The sequence below is a fragment of the Bacteroides sp. AF25-5LB genome (assembly GCF_003602965.1).
Taxonomy (GTDB): Bacteria; Bacteroidota; Bacteroidia; order Bacteroidales; family Bacteroidaceae; genus Bacteroides; species Bacteroides uniformis.
Map to the genome: position 1 here is coordinate 99,722 of NZ_QTMC01000016.1, position 16,998 is coordinate 116,719.

Annotated in this window: 19 protein-coding genes; 5 read left to right on the forward strand and 14 right to left on the reverse strand. The window is 38.1% G+C overall.

Annotated elements, in window-relative coordinates:
- Window positions 1-3 precede the first annotated feature (3 nt).
- A complete protein-coding gene (locus DWY57_RS16345) occupies window positions 4-1,452 on the forward strand; it encodes an ATP-binding protein (protein WP_119962090.1) in 1,449 nt (482 codons plus the stop codon).
- 471 nt (window positions 1,453-1,923) lie between these two features.
- Window positions 1,924-3,312, forward strand: a complete 1,389-nt coding sequence (locus DWY57_RS16350) for a hypothetical protein (protein ID WP_119962091.1) — start codon at window positions 1,924-1,926, stop codon at window positions 3,310-3,312.
- Between the two features lie 136 nt (window positions 3,313-3,448).
- Here DWY57_RS16350 and DWY57_RS16355 read toward each other — a convergent pair whose 3' ends face one another.
- The 3 genes from DWY57_RS16355 to DWY57_RS20740 form a co-directional block, all read right to left on the reverse strand.
- Window positions 3,449-3,769 carry a helix-turn-helix domain-containing protein gene (locus tag DWY57_RS16355; RefSeq protein WP_119962092.1) on the reverse strand — a complete coding sequence of 107 codons (321 nt, stop codon included), beginning with the start codon at window positions 3,767-3,769 and terminating at the stop codon, window positions 3,449-3,451.
- 11 nt (window positions 3,770-3,780) lie between these two features.
- The gene (locus DWY57_RS16360; protein ID WP_119962093.1) at window positions 3,781-4,113 is read right to left on the reverse strand and encodes a helix-turn-helix domain-containing protein; all 333 of its coding nucleotides are present in this window, start codon (window positions 4,111-4,113) and stop codon (window positions 3,781-3,783) included.
- Window positions 4,114-4,331: 218 nt separating this feature from the next.
- On the reverse strand, window positions 4,332-4,538 hold the full coding sequence (locus tag DWY57_RS20740) for a hypothetical protein (RefSeq protein ID WP_133302460.1): 207 nt from the start codon (window positions 4,536-4,538) through the stop codon (window positions 4,332-4,334).
- Between the two features lie 6 nt (window positions 4,539-4,544).
- Here DWY57_RS20740 and DWY57_RS16365 point away from each other — a divergent pair, with 6 nt between their 5' ends.
- Both DWY57_RS16365 and DWY57_RS16370 read left to right on the forward strand, forming a co-directional pair.
- Window positions 4,545-5,102, forward strand: coding sequence for a sigma-70 family RNA polymerase sigma factor (locus DWY57_RS16365; RefSeq protein WP_119962094.1), 558 nt, complete (start codon window positions 4,545-4,547; stop codon window positions 5,100-5,102).
- Between the two features lie 45 nt (window positions 5,103-5,147).
- Window positions 5,148-5,561, forward strand: a complete 414-nt coding sequence (locus DWY57_RS16370; RefSeq protein ID WP_119962095.1) for a hypothetical protein — start codon at window positions 5,148-5,150, stop codon at window positions 5,559-5,561.
- A gap of 90 nt (window positions 5,562-5,651) precedes the next feature.
- Here DWY57_RS16370 and DWY57_RS16375 read toward each other — a convergent pair whose 3' ends face one another.
- Entirely contained in the window at window positions 5,652-6,125 is a 474-nt protein-coding gene (locus DWY57_RS16375; protein ID WP_119962103.1) for a DUF3408 domain-containing protein, read from the reverse strand.
- Between the two features lie 462 nt (window positions 6,126-6,587).
- Between DWY57_RS16375 and DWY57_RS21110 the strand changes: the two genes are divergently transcribed.
- Entirely contained in the window at window positions 6,588-6,767 is a 180-nt protein-coding gene (locus DWY57_RS21110; protein ID WP_133302461.1) for a hypothetical protein, read from the forward strand.
- 268 nt (window positions 6,768-7,035) lie between these two features.
- Here DWY57_RS21110 and DWY57_RS16380 read toward each other — a convergent pair whose 3' ends face one another.
- From DWY57_RS16380 to DWY57_RS16425, 10 genes are read right to left on the reverse strand one after another with little or no spacing between them, the layout of a single operon-like run.
- Window positions 7,036-8,010, reverse strand: a complete 975-nt coding sequence (locus tag DWY57_RS16380) for an NAD-dependent epimerase/dehydratase family protein (RefSeq protein ID WP_165853616.1) — start codon at window positions 8,008-8,010, stop codon at window positions 7,036-7,038.
- An 8-nt stretch (window positions 8,011-8,018) separates the two neighbouring features.
- Window positions 8,019-9,821, reverse strand: a complete 1,803-nt coding sequence (locus tag DWY57_RS16385) for an ATP-grasp fold amidoligase family protein (protein WP_119962097.1) — start codon at window positions 9,819-9,821, stop codon at window positions 8,019-8,021.
- Window positions 9,818-10,804 (reverse strand): glycosyltransferase family 2 protein, encoded by a 987-nt coding sequence (locus tag DWY57_RS16390; protein ID WP_117945674.1) that lies wholly within the window; start codon window positions 10,802-10,804, stop codon window positions 9,818-9,820. Before DWY57_RS16390 ends, DWY57_RS16385 begins: the two co-directional genes overlap by 4 nt.
- Window positions 10,805-10,813: 9 nt before the next feature.
- Window positions 10,814-11,770: a TIGR02452 family protein gene (locus DWY57_RS16395; RefSeq protein WP_165853617.1), complete on the reverse strand. Its 957-nt coding sequence runs from the start codon at window positions 11,768-11,770 to the stop codon at window positions 10,814-10,816.
- Between the two features lie 16 nt (window positions 11,771-11,786).
- Window positions 11,787-12,185, reverse strand: a complete 399-nt coding sequence (locus DWY57_RS16400; RefSeq protein ID WP_117945672.1) for a hypothetical protein — start codon at window positions 12,183-12,185, stop codon at window positions 11,787-11,789.
- A gap of 10 nt (window positions 12,186-12,195) precedes the next feature.
- The gene (locus tag DWY57_RS16405; RefSeq protein ID WP_119962098.1) at window positions 12,196-13,275 is read right to left on the reverse strand and encodes a glycosyltransferase; all 1,080 of its coding nucleotides are present in this window, start codon (window positions 13,273-13,275) and stop codon (window positions 12,196-12,198) included.
- The gene (locus DWY57_RS16410) at window positions 13,272-15,029 is read right to left on the reverse strand and encodes a polysaccharide deacetylase family protein (RefSeq protein ID WP_119962099.1); all 1,758 of its coding nucleotides are present in this window, start codon (window positions 15,027-15,029) and stop codon (window positions 13,272-13,274) included. The genes DWY57_RS16405 and DWY57_RS16410 overlap by 4 nt, the downstream gene beginning before the upstream one ends.
- Complete coding sequence (locus tag DWY57_RS16415; RefSeq protein ID WP_117945669.1) at window positions 15,026-15,664, reverse strand: dimethyladenosine transferase; 639 nt, start codon at window positions 15,662-15,664, stop codon at window positions 15,026-15,028. The genes DWY57_RS16410 and DWY57_RS16415 overlap by 4 nt, the downstream gene beginning before the upstream one ends.
- Entirely contained in the window at window positions 15,640-16,509 is an 870-nt protein-coding gene (locus DWY57_RS16420) for a radical SAM protein (protein WP_155144180.1), read from the reverse strand. Before DWY57_RS16420 ends, DWY57_RS16415 begins: the two co-directional genes overlap by 25 nt.
- Window positions 16,506-16,790 (reverse strand): DUF512 domain-containing protein, encoded by a 285-nt coding sequence (locus tag DWY57_RS16425; protein ID WP_243634704.1) that lies wholly within the window; start codon window positions 16,788-16,790, stop codon window positions 16,506-16,508. Before DWY57_RS16425 ends, DWY57_RS16420 begins: the two co-directional genes overlap by 4 nt.
- Window positions 16,791-16,998 lie beyond the last annotated feature (208 nt).

The window sequence follows — 16,998 nt, forward strand, 5'->3', positions numbered from 1 at the left end:
CATATGGAGAATTTGGATAAGCTTGTACTTGAATTATGTAAACTGCCACAAGAAACAGGTTGGGTAGAGTTTAAACATAATAATTGCGACCCTAAAATGGTTGGAGAGGACATTAGTGCCTTAGCCAATAGTGCAGTTATTGCGGATAGGAGTTATGCCTATATGATATGGGGTGTTGATGATAATACACACGAGATAATTGGCACGAAAGTCAGTTTGAAAAAAGAAAAGAAAGGTAATCAAGAACTTGAGAACTGGTTACGTTATCTACTTTCCAAAAATGCCGATTTCGAAATGCACTCTGTTGATATTGATGGAAAGCATATTGAAATGCTTATTATCTCAAAAGCAGTAGGAGTTCCTGTTACTTTTGAAAAGGTAGATTATATCCGAATAGGTAGTTACACAAAGAAAATCATTGAATTTCCTGCATTACAGGCTCAATTGTGGGATAAATTGAGAAATCAGCAATTTGAAGATGCTTATGCTCTAACCGATATACAATTGCAAGATATTTCTCACTACTTAAATTGTGAGATGTATTTTGATATCCTAAATATGCCGATTCCAACAAGTCCTGATAAATATGTGCATTATTTGGTAGAAGACGGTATTATTGCCAAACTTGATAATGGTTTGTATGCCATAACAAACCTTGGGGCTATTCTCTTCGCAAAGAGACTATCTGAATTTCCACGTGTAGGACGAAAAGCAATAAGAATTGTACAATACGATGGGCTTAATAGACTTGTAATATTAAAAGAAGAAACAACGACAGAAGGGTATGCCATTAGCTTCGAGAATGCAGTAAAATATGTAAATACACTGTTGCCTTCAAAAGAAGATATTGACTCTGTTCGCAGAAAGTCAATAAGTACATTCCCTATGCCTGCTATTAGAGAGGCTATAGCCAATAGTCTTATTCATCAGGATTTTTTCATTACCGGAACAGGACCGCTTATCGAAGTATTTGAGAATCGGGTAGAGGTTACAAATTCGGGAACGCCATTAGTTGATATTATGAGAATTGTGGATAATCCACCTAAATCTAGAAACGAAAAATTAGCATCTTTAATGCGTCGGTTGAACATGTGTGAAGAATTGGGACGTGGATGGGATAGAATGGTTATTAGTTGTGAATTGCAAAAGTTGCCAGCTCCACGAATCCAAATTTATCAGGAATCTACTAAAGTTTCATTGTTTTCTCATTTGGATTTTACAAATATTCCAATGGAAGATAAAGCATGGGCAACATACCTGCATGCTTGTGTTAGATATATAGAGGGAAATGCATTGACAAATAGCTCTTTAAGGGAACGATTCGGTGTTGCGGAATCTTCATCAGGTAGTATCTCACGATTGATAAAAGACGTTTTAAATAGTAAATTAATAAAACCTGTAGATCCTAATACCGCCCCTCGTTATATGAAATACATTCCAATATGGGGTTGATTTAACTTGCTGGTAACTTGCTATATTAGTGGTATATATATATATATTACTGATTTGCAGTTGTTTATACATCAAATATAACTTGCTGGTAAGTTGCTGGATGGAGTTGATGGCAATAATGTAATTACTGATTTTGATAAAAGTCAGAAAATAGAGAATCCATTATTTTCCATACCTTTATCATCTGCTAGTCATTATACTTTTATTTGAAGCAAGATAAAGAAGATAGCACGTTACAAATCCATTACCTATTCCCTTAAGATGGATTTGCAGACATTTGAAAGATAGTGGCATACATTTGAGAAAAAGAATTGTTGTTAATTCGTTTCTCTCTTTTTATGCCTTCTTTCAAACCTCCTAAGACAAAGGAGATTTGGAAGATCTTTTAGAATTAAACAAAAAAGTTTTAGTATTGAAGGAGATTAAAAATGATAAATAAATCGTTGTTGTTTTATACATGTTTTATTATTTATGATTACAATATATTTGGATAAGCAAGTATTCAGTTATCTATTCAATGTAAGGGAAGAGAAATACTCCCTCTTGCGTGAAAAGATATTATCTCACAAGGATGAGTTTATTTTTCTCTATTCAAATGCTCATTTGTTTGATTTGCAAGATGATAAAACGGATATTAAATATGCGGAAATGGAATTTATGCAATCGATAGTTGGCGAAAATCGTTTAATATATGAAAGCAATAAACTGGAAGTTCTGAAGCAATCCCCACGCAAGGCTTTTGAGACTATAGGCAAAGTAGGTGATTTCTCTTGGCTTGAAAATTTTAATTTCTCACAAATAACAGAAGAACAGCGGAATGCTATCAACAATATTGTTGATATTAGCATTAAGGATTTAAAAGGAGAATTGGATTTTGATTGGCTAACAAAAAGAGTTCCGGTTTCAGCTAATGAACTCCAAATAGATCCCCCATTTTTTACATCATTAATAAAATTTGTATCCCACAATTTTTATGAGAATAAGGAGTCATACAAAATTATAAGAGACAATACTATTGCTAGATATAATCCTACATTAATTACAGCGGAAAGTGAAAATGTTTTTAACGAACAGTTAGCCTCGTCCCCATTAGGATTATCCTTTCTAGATATAATTAAAGCCACTTTAACTCAAATTGGGTTATCATCTACTGATTTTGCAACGGAATATTATATGTCCTATATGATTCTTGACCTATTGGGAATAAATAAAGAAACTCGGAAGAAGGTTAAGTTTAAAAATATGCAAGCTGATTGTTGTCATAGTTTCTTCGGCTCATACTGCGATTGTATAGTTAGTGATGACGAAGGTATGCGCCGAAAGAGCAAAACATTATACAAACTTTTCAATTTCGGTACTAAAGTATATTCAATAGATGAGTTTATAGAAAAATTTGATGAAGCAATAAATAACAATAAAAAATCTGCGCGTGAATATTTTGATGAAATCCTTTGCGATTATACTAAAAGGCAAGTAATTAGAGTCGAAACAAAACCTGGGCAATCTCTAACTTATTTGAATACTTCCAATAAGTACTTCGGATATTTCAATTGTATGATAGAAAGAAAATCGAAAGATGAAACAGTTATTATACTTCATAAGAACAATGACTTGAAGCAACCTATTCTGATGAGAGAAATAGAGATTATAGTTAATCGAATTGTTAGAGTATTTAATGGTATGGGAGCTGCCTTTACTTTATTCGATGAAGTGGTAGAAATTCCTCAATTAAAAGCTGACAATTGGAATAGAATCCTAATGTTAAATGATGCTGATGTGTGTTTGACTAAATTCAAAGATACACCTATGTTGTGTTTATGGGTCAAGTTAAAACGGCCAATATCACAGAATCAAGATTAAAGAAACAAAAAAATCTTGCAACAAGCAACTTTCTTTTTTGACATAATATCATAAAGCAAGTTGCTTTCACTCGTAATTTCTATACCAGAAGGTAGTTTCACGGAATAAAAGCAACTTTACGAGGGTAGATTCAAGCTCATCCATTCATACGGTACGCCTCCCTGTACTCGTCCATCAAAGTGCGTTCTATGTCGGAAGCCCTGTACAGAATCCTGCCACCTATCCGGGTGTATGGCAGTATTCCGTTGTTGCGGTAGTCCTGAAGGCTCCTGCGGCTGACCTTCAGTTTCACGGCCAGTTCCTTGTCGGTGTAATAGCGTTCCCCGTCCAGCGACGGCTTGTTGTTGTCGTGTATTTTCTCCACCCTGTTTGAAAGGCTTTCCAGCGACGAGAAAAAAGATCTCACGCGCATGTCGTTTTCCGGTGTAAGCAGCCGGATGTTGTCGTTTTCAGTCATAAGCACGATGTTTATTGGTTGCCTGTATCGTTATTCCATTCCCTTCCTTTATTGGCGACGATACGCCGTTTCATTCCCACTGCGGGAAAGACGGCCTTCACATCCTCCGGTCTGTAATACACCTTGTGGCTTATCTTGCTGTAAGCCAGCGTGCCGTTCTCCCGCATCGTTTGCAGTGTTCTCGGGCTGATGCCGAGCAGCCTGCACACGTCGTCGCTGTCAAGCCATTCCCTCTCTCCCAAATCCTCATGTTCCCGGCAGAGCCGTTCCACCTTTTTAGCGAAATCCTCGAACCCCGAGAGCATCCTCTCGAAAGTCGCCTTCTCTATGACCACTACTTCCATATTCCTGTAAATTTAAGTTTGACATTGATTCTGCTGTAAAACGGAACGGCGGACAAATGGTATCTGAAAAGGGACGCATGAGCCCGCCAAACCGTTTCGGAAGCGAAGAAAGCAAAAAAACAGGAACAGACCGCAAAACGGACGGCACATGTCACCGGCAGACATCCCTTTTCACCGGCCGTCTGTAATTCCGAAGGTGAAAACAGAAAAGGACACCCTTATTTCTTTGAAGCAAAGGTAGCCGTTCCCTTCCGGGGCGCAAGGCCGGAGCCCTGCGGACCGGTCAGGAAAAAATCATCCTCGCTACGCTCCGGTATTTTTTCCTGCCGGGCCTTGACGCTTTTCCGGCGGGAGAACGGCTGTAAGGCACACAAAGAAACAAGAGTGCCCGTACCACGGGCCGGATGTCTAACAGATAAAAGCAAAAGGATATGGCAACAAAAGACGTGAAAGACTTCAACGGATGGTTCAACCGTTCATACGCGAGAATGAAAGAGAGACTCTTCATCTATGGAAAAACCGACGAGGATGCGTTCCATGACGCTTATCTGGCAGTCAGGAAGCAGGTGATGTTCTCCGGTGGAATCGAGGACTGGGAATCCTACTTCTTCGGGTGCTACCGGAGAATACTCCAATCCGGGGCGAGGGACGGCCACCGTTACTCCTGTCCCGGGGACGAGTATTTCGTGAGACTGGGTGACACGGACCGCACGGAAGAGACTGGGGAGCGGGAAGAGATGCTTACCGGTTGTGACAGGCTGGTGAGGGACATACAGAATTTCCTCAGACGTCACTTCTCCTACGAGGATTACAGGATATTCATGCTGCGGTTCTACGAGACCGGCAGCTCGTTCCGCACCATTGCCAGACACATGGGAGAGAAAACATCGGCGGTGACACGACGGGCACAGGCGATGATGGAATCCCTTCGGGCAAACCGGAAGTTCATCGCCAGAAGAAGGCTGATTATGGCCGGAGAGGCGGCATGACAACTATGATGACATATATATAACAACTATAAAATACGAATGATTATGAAACTGACAGTTTATGACAAGAGCAATTCCCATCCGGCACTGACCTACAAGGGGAAACGGATAATCACGGTATGCCGAGACGGCAGCATGTACCTGAGCAAGATTTTGAGCAGGGAACTGGGTCTGCACGCCGGCAACAGGCTGTGCATCGCCAGGGACGACGACAGGCCGAAAGACTGGTACATGTTCGTTTCCGACGACAAGAACGGATTCACGATATGGAACGACCCGCGTTGCGCCCGCTTCTCGAACAGCTTCATAGCCGGCATGATACTCGATGCTGCGAAGGTGGAGAGGTGTGCGGGTTTTATGGTAGCGAAAGAGCCTGTGAATGTGGACGGCAAACTTTGCTACAGGATAATCCTTGACAACCCGATACCGAAAGGGCTGAGGGCCATAAATGCGGGATAGGCGCATACCTGTAAGGGAAACAGAGGGATGTCCGGCGGAAAGAATAGATTCCGACCGCCGGGTGTCCCTTTTTTCATGCGGCGGGATGTATCATAACGGTTTCAGGTTGATACGGCTGCTGTAGATGGCGTTCAGCTCGTCACGGTATTGCTCCAGATGGGCCGTGAGTATATTGTCGATGTAACACGAGATACTGACTGTCGGCGCGATCACGGAAAGCAGGGTGCGCACCCGTTCGTAGTTGTCGCTGCTGACATAGGTCTGGCGACGTTCCCGCACAACGTTGTTGTCAAACAGATGTCCGGGGTATTCCTGCAAGCCGTTCCTTTTCCGGCGGACTTTCTCCCGGATGACCGGAGACGGCGTTTCTTCCTCACTGTCAGGCACACCGGGAGCCTCCACCTTGTCGGGTACGGTCTCTGTTTCTGATCCGCTGTCTTTTTCTTTTTCGGAGCCGGGAGTGTTATCCCCATATAGACTGTCCATGACGGCGGCAGGAATATCCCCCGTCATTATGCTGCGTATCTGCTCCTCGTTGATTTTAACCTCTTTTCTCTTTACCATAAATTTCATATTTTAGATAGTTGAACAATTCGTTTCCGGTTGACTGGCATTTCCGTCACGTCGTGAATGCGAGAATACGACCGTTATTATATGTTTGCATCATCTGACGGGTATGTACATCCGCCCGGCAAGTCGGTCATGTGCCCAATCCCCCACGTGTTCCGTCTGACATCAGGCCGGTCACGCATTCACACATGGGCGGACGGTTGCATTATTATGTTCTTGTATGTTCACATTCACCCGTTACCGAAAGGTATGATGCAACCATGCACCCCGTATCTGACGCACACATGGGTGTTTGTGTGAACGAACGCATTCGGACATGCGTCAAAATAACGATAAAATTTCCGGATTGGCACTCTCATGGCAGCCTGACGACGGCCTGTGACACCATGTGTCATCCTGTTACACCGTTCCGGTGTCCCGATGGTGCCGGTTTTGGGTATTCAAGGAGTTATAAAGATGACGGAGAAAGAATTTTCTCGTATGGAAGAGAATAGTCCGCTGTATTACAATTTTTCGGATGAAAAATTCATGTTCAAGCGAACATGGCAAGTTGTGTTTTGGGGCACCCGAAATATTTCCAGCGCCCCAAAACTACTTGCTAAAACCTTTCCCTCCAAAGTTGGGGAAATAGATTGAAAATTGGTTATCAAATCGTATCGAAAATAGATACAATCCAGATTGCCTCAAAGAAATCCAAGGAAACAACATAAAATGATTCTTATGGACTAAACCGTCTTCATTTATCATTGACCACACACTATAGGAATAATTCTGTAACCCGTTAACTTAGAATGAGGAGACACAAGACTGTCATAGAAACATTTTCTATCGTGTTCCCATGTCCATATCGCTAAATCTCTAATTACAAGCTCCGACCATAATGCTTTGTATTAAATTTTTAAAATTAGAACAGATACTCTTTTATCCATTTGCAAAACAATGATATACCTTCCGAGAAGTTAGTTGCGGGAGGTAATGTATAATTTTTCCGAATTAGGTCTGTTGATGCATATGTGTATTTGACATCACCTTCAAGTGCTTTTGAAGAAATATAGTTAGCTTTTATGCCTAATTTATGTTCTATAGTATGGAGTAATGTAATTACCGAATGTGGATTTGATGAACCAACATTATAAATTGAATAATTTTTGTCAATATCTTGCTCCAACACTGCGGTTATTGCAGAGGTTACATCATCAATATATGTGAAATCACGAATCATTTTACCTTCATCGTATAAGGTGATTACCTTATTTTCAAGAATGGATTGTGCAAAAATCCATGGAGCCATATCAATCCGTCCAAATGGACCATATACTGAGAACAAGCGTAATCCGATTGTCTTGATACCAAATGCGGAGGAATATACATATGCTAGTAATTCGTTAGATTTCTTAGTCATTGAATAAACACTCTGTGGATGATTTGTATCCATATCTTCAGTTAATGGTATGATTGCCCCATTTGTAATCACATCCCCATAAACACTACTTGAACTTGCATAAATAAATTTACCTATTCTAGCACAATGACAAAGATCAATAACATTCGCAAAGGCGTGAATATTATTTTGCATATATGGCTCAGGTGTTTTCATTGATTGTCGTACACCAGGAGAAGCAGCTAAGTGAATTACAACATCGGCTTGTGAAAACACATCTATTAAGTTATTATTCATTAGCGAGAGATCTACATTCACAAACTTGAATGCCTTGTACTCCTGAAGAATTTCAAGCCTACGTTGTTTTAAGCGTAGGTTTTCTCCAGACCCAAACATTGCATCTATTCCGATAATTGAATATCTTTTATTAAGTAGTTTATCAGCTAAAGAATAACCGATGAACCCTGCTACTCCAGTAATAATAATAATGTTATTCATATTTAGCATTAAATATTCTTACCAATTAAACATAGCAACTCTTGAGAAAAGTTGTTGATTCTTCCTGCTGCTGGCATTAATGTCATTTCGCTGAAATACGCACGTCCATGATATTCATATAAGTCCACACGACAAAATGAAATCTCAGACGAGAGTCTTTCTACCACCTCCAACATCTTCATTAAAGAAGTTGGTTGCGGTATCTTCATCCGTCCTTCATTTTTAAGAATATATCCGGGACATTGAATCCAACCATTGGTCTCATATATTTGAGATTTCTGCTCATCATAACATTCAGTGTCATAAATGACTTGACAAAATTTGGCCTTCCCATGAACTGAGAAAAATTTATAAGAAACAAGTCCTGATGAGAACTGCTTGTCATTCTCAAGCAACTCTTCAGCAAAAACAAAGGGCTTGATGCCCAGATAATGCGGCTCTGCAGTTTCAATGCCGAAAGGTAGCGATAGTTTTCGGCGATAAAAGTCTTCAATGAATGACTTATCTACAGAAAACTTATCATACACAAGAATAGTAGAACCGTTATCGTGATTGCACTTTAAGACAAATGAATTTGGTAGTGATGAAAAATCAATAACCCCAACATTATCCCAATATTTATAAACGGTCAGCAGTATATCTGCACATCCTTTAGATTTTACAAATTTTCTTACAGCCAATTTATCCGCAAGAGTTGTCCATATATCAACTGGATTAAAGAATGCAAGATTAAAAAGCTTTCGATTTAGAGAATTAATAGGCTCATTTTCTATAGAATAACCAAATTTTTCTTTAAATAGTATTTTTGCTAATGACATAGGATTGAACTTTCCAATAATGATATTTCTATAATGATTGTATAGTTCCTTAAATGTAGTTATTTGTGGCTGAAATATCCCATCTTGCATCTTAACAATCACATAGGCTGAACGCGCATCTTCATAGTCCCTGGACAGATTAAAATTGGCATCAATATTTGTTGACAGCAATAAATTAGAAGGTATTGTTCTATGCCAATTTTCCAAATACCATTGCATCTCGTCGATGTCTAATCCTCGTTCTTTAATCTTGTACAAAAATTCTCTTCGTGCGAGATTATTAACAGGCATATTTTTTTTAGAACAGAAATGGAGAATTTTGGCATTAGCTAAATATAATGCACCAAATCGAATTTGACAATTCCATATGCCATTCATTTCACAAATGATTCCGTCCAACTCCTCATTGGTTTTAGCCAGCGGTGGTTCGTCAAGTTTAACTCCTGATTTCAAAGATTCCAGATAATTATTATACCAATGAGCATAGAAATCATGAGAAGATTCATCATCCTTTGAATACATGACACCTCCACTATAATATGAAAGGACTTCATCAAAATTATAGTTGAGATGTTGATTCTGTTTCTTAAAATATGAACGCATTGGATGGGACTTAAGCGGTTGATGCCCATCCAAAACAGCTCCTATCGAAAAAGTAAAATTATCAATTTCTGATAAGTCATTTACAATTATCGTATCACAATCTATGTATAGGAAATCTCCTTCAACATATTTTCGGAGATTCACTTTCATTAATCTAGATCTTTCGACCTTATTTACTGGCCTTTCAAATTGTATGGATTTCAATTCATTGATTAGCAACTTAATATCTTGTCGATTACCATTTAGTGAACTTTCAGTCGTGTCGTCACAAACAAGAACGACATATGCTTCTGGATTATATTTCCTAAGGAATTTTAGTGAAATAAGACATTGCTCAAGAAAATAATCTTCTTGAGAACTTGCGAGAACATATACAATTTTAGTTTTCATTTGCGTTGATGATTATATAATTCTCTTATACTGCTGTCATTAAGAAGCCAATCATGTTCCTTGTTACCGAAGAATTGTTCTATTACATTCATTTTAAGATCACTTATGGCCTCTATGAAAGCATCAATTTCTGTTTCTGTCAATTTGCTTAAGTAATTCTTGTACTTTCTCAATACTTTAAGATAGTATGACGAAAGATGATTTTTAATGTTTGGAGATGCATGCTTTTCTAATAGAAATTGAAGGGATTGAGTGCAAAAGCGAATAGTATCAGCGTATTTCTTTCCGCTCTGAACGCCCCTCATGTCCGAATTGGGGGTCTGAATATAGATGTATCCGATAACTGGGTGATAAATAACTGTATCAGCAAGATAAAATGCTTTTAAAGTGTGGACTACATCCTCCCAGAAAACACCTTCCTCATAAAAGAGATTATTGCATAACAGATATTCTCGGCGAAACCATTTGGACCATGATGCTCTGATTCTGTTTGAATAGGCATTCATTGCTTCAAATTCCAAATAGTCAATTCCTGACATAGGCCCAATTGGCTTTTCCCAATAAGGTTCAATGACGATGTTATTGGATTGGTCTTTCGATGCCGCATGGAACTGAAATATATCAGGGGTAGAACTAAGTTCTGATGAATGTAGATATTTTAGGATTCCATCGCCAATAGAATCATCGATATCAACAAACCACACATAATCTCCATTAGCAACACGCAATCCAGTATTACGGGCTGCCCCTTGTTTCCTATTAGTGTGATGACATATCACTTTGCCATTACTTAGATTAAGATGATTGAAATATTCTAAAGTTCGTTCTATTGTATTATCTGATGAGCAATCATCTACAATGATTATCTCATATTCTGATTGAGATATTCCTGACCTGATAGCTTCATTATTTATGGACAATAAACACCTCTCAACATATTGAGCAGCATTGTATGCCGGGATTATTATGCTAAGTCTAATCATATTGGTATATTATTTGTCAAATAATTCTTTAAACGGCAACAGATTTCCGTCATCTTTCTTTCTACTCAAAGATATAGAATCATCAAGAATCGCAAATACTACTTTTTTATATTTATTAAAAAACTCTTCTTCTAAAAAGACCTCTTTGAATAATCTAGCAATATCTCGTGGTGGGTTATGAAATATGCCACAACCCCATGCCCCGAGAACTAAAGCGTCATGAGAATTTATCAATCCAAGGCGTAGGATTGTCCGGATTTTATCCTTCGCTATAATGATATCTCTTTTATTGAGCATTCCGTCATTTAAAATTGGTTCTCTGATTGCCGGAACAGAAATAAAAGACATATTAAACGGATTTTGAAGCAGTTCATATCCTTTATTTTCGGCTTCCCTGAAAATAACAGCATCTCTTACGTATATGCCGTCAAAATTGCCATTTAGCGGATATTGAGGATGTTTAGACTGCAAGTTACACTCTAAGGCATGGGGCGAATAAGGATAAAGATACACATAAAGATTACTGCGTCTAAAAAGGCTTTCCTCTTGACCATAGCATCCTCCAATTACCCCACCTCCAGGACCGTCCTCACATGCCATATTTAAAACAGCTGGATGATAGCCCTCTTCTTGAAGCATCTTACCTGCATCTATACAATCCATATTCAAAACTCCGAATATGGTTTCTGCTTCAATTCTTCTAATATGATTAACAGTTATCGGTTGCTTATATATTTTATCATATGATTGAAAAATCGGCATATTTACCAATCCTTGATGAGTAACATAATTGCCTTTATTGACAATAAACTTATTCGCCGCAAAAACTATGGCCCTTAGTTTTCTCATAGATCTTTTACGAGAATCGCCATCAGTCATATTTTTAACATCCTCCATTAACCGAGACCATTTCTCTGCATTCCAAGAGTTTGTAATAGAAAATTCAGATATAAAATTGTCTATCATATCGATAATGTTATTGTTATCTAATATTAAACATTGCAAATATGTCGTCAGTTGTTGCATCTTCAATTTTGAAACACCCAAGTTGAGACGGATCTATATAAATATAGCCTATACAAGAAAGTTTGCTATATTCATCACAAAATTCCGGGAACTTATTTCGCACCAACGTTTCGGTATTCGCATCAATCTCTTCTCTATGAGAAATAATCTCACATTGTATTAGCCCCGCATTATCCCTTTTATTGGAGTTGCTTGTAAATAATCTAGTACCTCTTGGAATGCTTATAATAATAGAATCTGTACATGCAGACACAAAAGCATATGTTATAGAAGCCTGCACTTCAATACTGCTTTTTGCTGTTAGCACAATAAAGGGAGCATGCAACTGAAATAGAGGTTGTGACAACTCGTTCATAATGTTGTGGTTATTTAGTCGGCATTGATGATGTATTGTTAAGAAGAATCTCCATTGCTATTGCATTCCCTGGAATAAAACTTCCAATTTTATCACTTTCTTTAGGTATGTTAAGCCGTTTTATTAGTCGTACGAGTTCATCTTTTGTCCAATTGGACTCAGCCATAAGGCAACAATCATCATGAAGCAAGTTTACATTTTGTCTCTGTTCTACTACTCTGTACCTATCGCCAGTCACAAACGTAATTGCAGGAATATCAAGATATTTAATCTCGCTCAATGTATTTCTCCCAGAACGGGTAATAATGAGTGAGGCATGCGCATAATAGTACTGAGGGCTAATGATATCCTTATATAGGAATACATTGTCCGTGATACTCATTCTGTACAGAGCATCATATATATTTGCACTTGAACAAACGATATGCATTCGATATTCTGATAACTCCTCGGCAACTTTGATACATAATTCCCCAATACGTATTGAAGATTCGGTAAATTGACAACTCACATTAACGGTCCCGCCTCCTAAAATGCAATAAATATCTTTGGACGGGATATTTTTGAGTTTAAGAATCTCCCTGCGCAGAATCGTGTTAAGTGAATAGAACTGTTTATAATCGTAAAACAATGGCTTTCTGATTTTCCGAAGCCCATGAACGATGGCAACATCTGCCATAGAATATAATGAATTAAAGTAGTCCATCGCTTCTTTGTCATTATATGAATTGTCGACATCAGAAGGATTTAATAACACTACAATTTTCATTCTCGGGAAAGACAATTTAATGGAATGAACTATCAAGGGCTCACCATCTATTAATATTAAATCCGGGGTATATTCTTTAATTGTGGTATGAATGTATGCTCCCATCTTATTTGTCGGGACTAAGCCAATCGAACAATAGTCCATGGGGGTGGCTTCGTGCAAATCTGCATAGCCCTTGGACTTAAGATATTCATTACCTTGAAGATAACTAATCATACGAATATTAGCTCCGTATTGATCTCGAAGTTCCTCCAATAAGGAGACTCCTGCTACAACTCTCCCAAGTCCGGGAAAACCGCGAAATATTCCAAGAATCCTCATAAACCGTTTATTATTTGATTAATCTCCGAGATGTAATATCTATGAATTTTATGCGCATCTGTGTTCAAAAACACTCCGCCTTGCGTTAAAAGGAACGCATAATCGTAGTATTTTTTCACCTGTGTCTCAATGTAGGGGCTTATATCTCCATAAGGGTAAGCATAAGATATTACCGGACCGAAAAGCTCTTCAAGAATCTTTTTGGATTCTTTTAACTGCCATTCTATATCGGCATCATCCAAACGTAACAGAGACTCGTGAGTTACTCCATGCGAACCGATTTCCCAACCGGCACAAATTAATTCCTTAAGTTCTTCTACATTCAGATGCATTCGTCGAGACTTATCCTTAAAATTCCAATCATTGGATTTTCCTAAATAATCTGTACATACATAGACCGAAGCGGTAAAACCGTATTTGTTTAGAATAGGTAAAGCATTATCAAGTAACCCTGTATAACCATCATCAAAAGTGCAGACAATCCACCTTTCTCTTTCATCTATCGATTTCTGTACATAAGACTTCATAGAGCATAAACCAAGTCCCTTCTGATGGACTCGATCTACAAAAGATTCAAAGACTTCTACTGGCGTTGTGATATTATCATGCTTATCACCACTTACATCGTGCAATGTAAGAGATAAAACCGCGCTAGGTTTATACTCAAAATTCGTTTTGGGGGTATCGCATTCAAGAAATTGTTTCCATCGAGAAGCAATCTTGGAGGGTGTTATTCCTGAGAAGAACATTGAATAGAAATTTCCATATCTAAAATCCCTATCTTTAAGACTAACTAGTATCGAAAGTTCATCTGCCATACTATGTGGATTCAGAGAACTAAATACAATTTGAGGAAAATGTTCTTGCGCAGCTTCTGCTACATAACCGGTATTGGATATCATAATAGGCAACCCCATAGACATTGCATCAACTACAGAGTTACCCATTCCTTCGCAAACAGAAGTTTGAACGTACATGTCCCAAGTCATTTGTCTATTTCTAAATTCATCTCGGCTCAACCTACCTAAAAAGTTCACATCACTTGAAATGCACAATTCATCCATCTTTGCTTTATACAGTTCCTTTACATCATTGTCTATGTGGCCAACGAGTTCAAGCGAAAGATGTAAATCTTTCATTGTTCTATTTACAACAGCGACCATTTCCAAAAGATGTGAGATTCCTTTCTTTTCATTGAGATGTGTCGCGCCAGTTCCTAATGTAATATGCCTACTGGATATAGACTTGATTTGCTCGGATTTCCTACTAGCAGAATTGGGAATAACATGAATATCAAGTTTGTTCGATGAAAACAATTGAACATTATCTGCAATTTCCTTAGATAGAGCGAAAATTTCAGAGGCGCAATCAACCACGAATTTATTATAATAAGATTCAATAGGATTCCATTTGCTGATATTAGCATCTGAACCTCGGAACATTAGCCATAATTTAAGTCTCGATTTGGACGCCAAAAGAGCGGCATAGTAGGCGTTAAAACCACCTCCAAACGATACAATAAGCCCACCAGAGGCAAGTGATTTAATATTCTCTTTGAGCTTTTCCTCCATTGCTAGTTCATATCCAAGAGATGGCTTATATCCTCCGGATGTAATAGATTCTGATGGAACAGAACTAGAAATAATTGTGATATCATGTCCTACTTGTTCCAGCATATTCACAAAAGCATGACAACTGTAAGCTAAGCCGCCACCTTCAATACTATATTCGTTTGTAACTATATAAATGTTCATCTTTTCTCAATTACATATAGGCGCTTAGTCCTCTTGTTTTTTGGATATTTATATGTTAGATAAGACGATATTTTTGACATCGGAAACATTGATTCAACATCTTGTGGATTTAGTCTAATACATACAGGGAAATCCAAATCTTCGCAAGTATAAGAAGCATCTATTACTTCGAGTATAACCAACTTTGGTTTTCCCGCTTTGTTATAGAAAGAAACAAGTCTTGAAAGATATTCTTCTTTAGTTGTGCAACCATCTGCATAAGCACAATTCACCATGATAAGAATATCTGCACATTCATCCTTGAGATCTACCTTTGCGAAATCTTGCTTTTCTATGATTGATATTCTGTGAAATAAGTCGGAAATCTTAGCTTCAGCTATATTAGCAGCCTCAATGTTTCGTTCATATGCAGAGATGAAATCAAACCCTAAATAACAAGCTATAGCTGTAACATCTCCTTGTCCAGCACCAATTTCGATTATACGTTTTTCTCTATCTATAAATTGCAACACTTTGTATGTAATCTCCCAATACGAGGGGAAAGTAGGCTGTAAAAATTGCTTGCTCCAGGATGTCCTCATATCCGTAGGAATATTGGCATTATAAGTGGTTAGCATGTCGTGAAGCCGTTCCATAATTGTGCTAATTGATTAAGTATGTATTCGTCGCCTTTAGAAAGATCTAATCGTATTTCAGGCTCTTTAAGTATGCAGGGCTGTGCATACATACCTGGAAGTATTCTTAATTCACCAAATGCACGACAGGTTTCGATATCGTTACTGAAACAGGGCGAATCGATATAAAGAACGCGAGTCCTATGCCCATTTTTTTCGACATTCCAGGCTGTAGCTCCAGTTCCTTTATCGCAAATGGTTGTAGCGTATCTATTAAGAATGGGGTATATTTGATCCTTAAACTTATCGCTACCTTCCAAGCCTATTTGAGGAAGGAGTTTTAAAGGTAACTCGTTTTGAATCGCGAATTCAATCATTTCTATTATCGCTTCAATCTTCCGTGATTGGATAACAGTGTTAAGTCCAATCTTTATTCCAGCCTCCTTTACAGCCTTAATGTTAGACTTGATTTTGCTAAGAAAACCATTTCCTGTACTTTTAATGAATGCAGATTCATTTATGTATGGGAATTGGATATTGAATTTCAATCTTGTATTAGCAAGCTTTTCAATCATATTGGTAGTAATCAATGAAAGATTTGTTGCACAGCTAATATCTCCTGTCAACTTATTGTTGGCATATAAAATCATATCCACAATTTCCGGATTGAGTAATGGTTCTCCTCCACTAAAGTTAATCTCGCTGATGTGCAGATTGGCTATAATATCGACGAAACTCCGGAAGTCATCAAATGTCATTTGTTCTTGAACAATGGACTTATCCTGTCCCTCGTTATGACAAAAAGGACAATGATAATTACAACGATTTGTAACTAATATGCGAAATTTATTCCAACCAATATTCATCCCAATATAATTTTAGCTCCGTAATATTTTTCGAGTTCACTCATAGGCTCACCAAGTAAATCAAGACCGTCAGCATTGTACATTTCATTCGGTAGAAACATATAATCATTTCTATCTGGATTGAATTGCTCTCTAATATCTTTGTGGTTCAAGAGCCCAGCCACAGACACTGATCCTCCATATAGATGATTCAGTATAAGGTTGGTCTTTACGTTGTGCATACCCTTAAATGCTTCTGTAAAGTAATCATATCCAGATAAGGGACAGATAAGATTCACCATCGCATCTGAAGGGAGACTGTTTATGATTTCTTTTTGTCTCGCTATGCGTTTGTCAGCATCAATGAAGTATTCATTGTTACCACCGCGAAAAACGTCCTTTAATATGGGGACAGTGTAAATAACGCCTGGATAATTTTCTTTTATCCAAGTTATACCTCAAATCCGCAACTAAGCTCTTCAGCGTCCTTCTTGCGTCTAAACGTCCTCT